The following is a 5,002-nucleotide window of genomic DNA, read 5'->3' as shown; positions in this document are numbered from 1 at the left end:
GCCCGCGCGGGCTTCAGATACCGATGAACTCGGTGAACTCCGCCAGCGGCGCGCGCGCGGCGCGCAACTGGTTGACTGTGGCTTCCGTGTCTTCATAGCCGATCGCCATGCCGGTAAACAGCATGCGCTCGGCCGGGATGGAGAGAAAGCCCGAGATGGTTTCCGGGTAGATCGCCCAGCACTCCTGCGCGCAGCTGTCCAGGCCGTGTTCGCGCAGCAGCAGCATCACGGTCTGCAGGTACATGCCGAGATCCGACCATTGCGGCGGCCCCATGCGGCGATCTACGCTGCAGAACAGGGCCAGCGGCGCACCGAAGAAGGTGAAGTTGTTGGCGAACTGGGCAAGGCGGGCACGCTTGTTCTCGCGCGGGATGCCCAGGCAGCGGTAGAGATCCTCCCCCACCTGGAAGCGGCGTTCGCGGTAAGGCGAAACCAGCTCGCGCGGGTAGATGTCGTATTCGGCCTTCTCGCCACCGGGCGCGCCGGCGACGCGCTCGCGCATGGTGGCCTTGAGCCGCTCCAGCGGCTCGCCGCCCACCACGTGGATATGCCATGGTTGCAGGTTGCCGCCGGACGGTGCCCGCGCCGCCTGCTCCAGCACGTCGCGGATGATCTCGGGCGCCACCGGCGTGGGCAGGAAGCCCCGCACCGATTTGCGGGTCTGGACTGCGGTGCTGACTTTCACGCTGCTCTCCTTGGGGGCATGGGTGATGGCGTAGCGGGGGGATCAGCGGGGGATCAGATAAAGGGTGGCTCGTTGCCCCAGTCGAAGAAGTCCGGCATGTCCTGCGACACGCGCTCGGGGAAGCTGGCCGGGCGCTTTTCCAGGAAGGCGCTCACCCCCTCCTTGACGTCGGCCGACTGGCCGCGCGACTGGATCGCGCGGCTGTCCAGGCGGTGCGCCTCCATCGGGTGGCTGGCGCCGGCCATGCGCCAGATCAGCTGGCGCGAGATGGCCACCGATACCGGCGCGGCGTTGTCCGCGATCTCGCGGGCCAGCGCCTGCGCGGCCGGCAGCAGGTCCTCGGGCGCGTGCAGCGAGCGCACCAGCCCGCGCTCCAGCGCCTCCTGCGCCGAGAACACGCGCCCGGTGTAGCACCATTCCAGCGCGGTCGAGATACCCACCACGCGCGACAGGAACCACGACGATGCCGCCTCGGGCGTGATGCCGCGGCGCGCGAACACAAAGCCGAACTTGGCGTCGGTAGATGCCAGGCGGATATCCATGGGCAGCTGCATGGTCACGCCGATGCCCACCGCCGGGCCGTTGACCGCCGCGATCACCGGCTTGAGGCTGCGGAAGATGCGCAGCGCCACGCGCCCGCCGCCGTCGCGGTGGGCGGCTTCCTTGCTGGCGCCGTAGCGCTTTTCGTAGTCAAAGGTGGAGCCGCCGGAGGACAGGTCGGCGCCGGCGCAGAAGGCGCGTCCGGAGCCGGTGACGATCACCGCGCGGACGTTGTCGTCGGCGTCGGTGGCGTCGAAGGCGTCGATCAGGTCCTGCATCATGCGCGGGGTAAAGGCGTTGAGCTTTTCCGGGCGATGCAAGGTGATGGTGGCGACGCCCTTGTCGACGGCGTATTGCAGGGTCTCGAAGCTGGGGGGAACGGCTGGGTTCGGGGTGCTCATGACTGGCCTTGGCTCTCTCGAAAGGGGTGTGGGTAAGGTAGTGCAGAATCGGGCGCCTGCAATCGTCGATTCCGACGAGGTAGGCAGGGCGGCCGCGCCGTAGACTGGCGCCAGGACGCCTGGCGACCTGAGCCAGGCAGAAGACCGAGCATAGAACACAAAGACCAGAAGCCAGAAGGAACATCATGAAGACGCGCATTACCGAATTGCTGGGCACCCGCTACCCCATCATCCAGGGCGGCATGCAGTGGGTTGGCTACGCCGAGATGGCCGCCGCGGTGTCCAATGCCGGCGGGCTTGGCGTGCTGACGGCGCTGACCCAGCCTACCCCGGAGGCGCTGGACGCGGAGATCCGCCGCACCCGCGAGCTGACCGACCGGCCCTTCGGCGTCAACCTGACGCTGCTGCCCTCCATCAATCCGCCGCCTTACGCCCGCTACCTCGACGTGATCATCGAGAGCGGCATCAAGGTGCTGGAGACCGCGGGCAACAACCCCAAGGAGCACATCGCGCGCGCCAAGGCGGCCGGCATCAAGGTGATCCACAAGTGCGTGGCGATCCGCCATGCGCTGTCGGCCGAGCGCCTGGGCGTGGACGCGGTGTCCATCGACGGTTTCGAGTGCGCTGGCCACCCCGGCGAGGACGACGTCCCCGGCATGGTGCTGATCCCGCTGGCCGCGCGCCGGCTGGGCATCCCGGTGATCGCCTCGGGCGGCATTGCCGACGGGCGCGGCATGGCGGCGGCGCTGGTGCTGGGCGCGGAGGGCATCAACATGGGCACGCGCTTTTGCGCCACGCGCGAGGCACCGATCCACCACAACGTCAAGCAGGCCCTGGTGGACGCCAGCGAGCGCGACACCAACCTGATCTTCCGCACGCTGCACAACACCGCGCGCGTGCTGAAGAACGCCATCTCCGACGAGGTTGTCACCATCGAGCGCCAGCCGGGCGGCGCCCAGTTCGAGGACGTCAAGCACCTGGTGGCGGGTGTACGCGGCAAGGCCGCGCTCGCCGCCGGCGAGACCGATGGCGGCATCATCAGCGCCGGCCAGTGCGTGGGCCTGATCGACGACATCCCGACCTGCGCCGAGCTGATCGAGCGCATGGTGGCCGAATGCCGCGAGCAGCTCGGGGTGGCCTCGCGCTACTTCGCGGGCTGAGGCGGCGCACCCATGGCAGAAGCCAATCAACCTTCCGATGCCGGCTCGGGTGCAGGGGAGACCGAGGCGGCCCCGCCGGGCTTTGTCGCCCTGCGCGGCGCAAAAGGCTTCCTCGAGCATTTCGGGCAGATCTACGTGGACCGCGAGCGGCGGGTCGTGGCCATCCGCATCGGGCCGCATCACCTCAACCCGCTGGGCATCCCGCACGGCGGCATGCTGGCCACGCTGGCCGACACCGCCATCGGCATGATGATGGCGCTGGAGACCGATCGCAAGCAGCCGGCGGTGACGGTCAGCCTCAGCATGGATTACTTCGATGCCGCGCGCGTGGGCGACTGGGTGGAGGCGCACGTCGAGTTCGACAAGCTGGGCTCGCGGCTGCGCTTCGGCAGTTGCCGCCTGATGGCCGGGGAGCGCTGCCTGTTGCGCGCCACCGCCATCTTCTCGGTGCTCACGCCGCGCACCTGATGGGCAGCCGCCGCCGCCTGGGGCGCCGGCAGCGCCGCGCAATCGTCGCTTCCGACGACGCCGGGCGCCCCGCTGCTGCGCCAGAATCCGCAACAGGATAGCAAGGCTTGCCGTGCCCTTCCCGGCACGCGGCCATCACGGGCGGGTTCGCCCCGGAACGACAAGAGGAGACGACATGGCAGAGGCATACATCGTAGCGGCCGCGCGCACCGCGGGCGGGCGCAAGGGCGGCAAGCTGGCAGGCTGGCATCCGGCGGATCTCGCCGCGCAGGTCCTGAACGCGCTGGTTGCGCGCAGCGGCGCGGATCCGGCACTGATCGACGACGTGATCATGGGCTGCGTGGGCCAGGCGGGCGAGCAGGCCGGCAACGTGGCGCGCAATGCCGTGCTGGCATCAAAGCTGCCTGAGAGCGTGCCCGGCACCTCGGTCGACCGCCAGTGCGGCTCGTCGCAACAGGCCCTGCACTTCGCCGCGCAGGCGGTGATGTCCGGCACCATGGACATCGTGATCGCAGCCGGCGTGGAAAGCATGACGCGCGTGCCGATGGGCCTGCCCTCCACGCTGCCGTTCAAGCACGGCTTCGGCAGCTCGATGAGCCCGGCCATGCAGGAGCGCTATCCCGGCGTGAAGTTCAGCCAGTTCACCGGCGCCGAGATGATGTCGCGCAAGTACGGCCTCACGCGGGACGACCTGGACCGCTACGCGCTGGAAAGCCACCGCCGCGCCATCGCCGCCACGCAGGCCGGGCGCTTCAAGGATGAGATCGTGCCGGTGGCCGTGCGCGCCGCGGACGGCAGCACCAACGGCGAGCTGCATACGGTGGACGAAGGCATCCGCTTTGAAGCCAGCCTGGAGTCCATCTCCAGCGTCAAGCTGATCGAGGAAGGCGGTACCGTTACCGCCGCCAGCGCCAGCCAGATCTGCGATGGCGCGGCCGGGCTGATGGTGGTCAACGAAGCCGGCCTGAAGAAGCTGGGCGTCAAGCCGCTGGCACGCATCCACCATATGTCGGTGCTGGGCCATGATCCCGTGATCATGCTGGAAGCGCCGTTGCCGGCAACGCTGCGGGCGCTGGAGAAGGCCGGCATGAAGATCGGCGATATCGACCTGTTCGAGATCAATGAAGCCTTTGCGCCGGTGCCGCTGGCGTGGCTGCAGACCACGGGCGCGGATCCGGCGCGCATGAACGTGAATGGCGGCGCCATTGCGTTGGGGCATCCGCTTGGTGGATCGGGGGCTAAGCTGATGACTACGCTTGTGCATGCGCTGCATGCGCAGGGCAAGCGGTATGGGTTGCAGACGATGTGTGAAGGTGGGGGGATGGCTAATGTGACTATTGTTGAGAGGCTGTAGGGTTGTGGTTTTTGGGTTGCCTTCGCTGCATTTGTTGCGGCGTTGGGTTTTGGACCCAAGAGCCATACGACATCCCCCTGCGGGGGCTGCCGGTCACTCTTCTTTGCGCGGCAAAGAAGACTAACGAGAAGAAAGCCGCCCTGCCGGGGGCAGAGCAATAAGGCTGTTTGGGCCTCGATGGTTGCGTCGTACGGCCCTGAGTGTTGGCTGGCGTGCCTTACCGACTCAAAGGGCATCGTAATTGCATGACCCAATGGTTACGTGGTGGTGCCCCTGATCGCTTTGCGCGGTGAGCGTTCGGCCATCTGCCGTTCGCGGTGCGGAGGGCCGCGATGCAGCCCACGTTACTGGTTTCGTGGTTTTGTCTCTGGCGGCGAACGCCCGGCCATTTGAG

General features: G+C 67.9%; 5 protein-coding genes. 3 read left to right on the top strand and 2 right to left on the bottom strand.

The window, feature by feature from the left end; translation table 11 throughout:
* Positions 1-13: 13 nt before the first annotated feature.
* Both ACYP5B_RS47485 and ACYP5B_RS47480 read right to left on the bottom strand, forming a co-directional pair.
* Complete coding sequence (locus ACYP5B_RS47485; protein WP_318237477.1) at positions 14-685, bottom strand: nitroreductase; 672 nt, start codon at positions 683-685, stop codon at positions 14-16.
* A gap of 53 nt (positions 686-738) precedes the next feature.
* The gene (locus ACYP5B_RS47480; RefSeq protein ID WP_459574317.1) at positions 739-1,626 is read right to left on the bottom strand and encodes a crotonase/enoyl-CoA hydratase family protein; all 888 of its coding nucleotides are present in this window, start codon (positions 1,624-1,626) and stop codon (positions 739-741) included.
* 185 nt (positions 1,627-1,811) lie between these two features.
* On the opposite strand from ACYP5B_RS47480, the gene ACYP5B_RS47475 reads away from it, so the two are divergent.
* The 3 genes from ACYP5B_RS47475 (at position 1,812) to ACYP5B_RS47465 (ending at position 4,608) form a co-directional block, all read left to right on the top strand.
* On the top strand, positions 1,812-2,786 hold the full coding sequence (locus ACYP5B_RS47475) for an NAD(P)H-dependent flavin oxidoreductase (RefSeq protein WP_400096124.1): 975 nt from the start codon (positions 1,812-1,814) through the stop codon (positions 2,784-2,786).
* A gap of 12 nt (positions 2,787-2,798) precedes the next feature.
* Complete coding sequence (locus ACYP5B_RS47470; RefSeq protein ID WP_318237480.1) at positions 2,799-3,254, top strand: PaaI family thioesterase; 456 nt, start codon at positions 2,799-2,801, stop codon at positions 3,252-3,254.
* Positions 3,255-3,429: 175 nt separating this feature from the next.
* Positions 3,430-4,608, top strand: coding sequence for an acetyl-CoA C-acetyltransferase (locus ACYP5B_RS47465; protein WP_459574314.1), 1,179 nt, complete (start codon positions 3,430-3,432; stop codon positions 4,606-4,608).
* Positions 4,609-5,002 lie beyond the last annotated feature (394 nt).

The organism is Cupriavidus sp. 8B (genome assembly GCF_054589115.1).
This window is presented reverse-complemented; position numbering and strand designations above follow the sequence as displayed.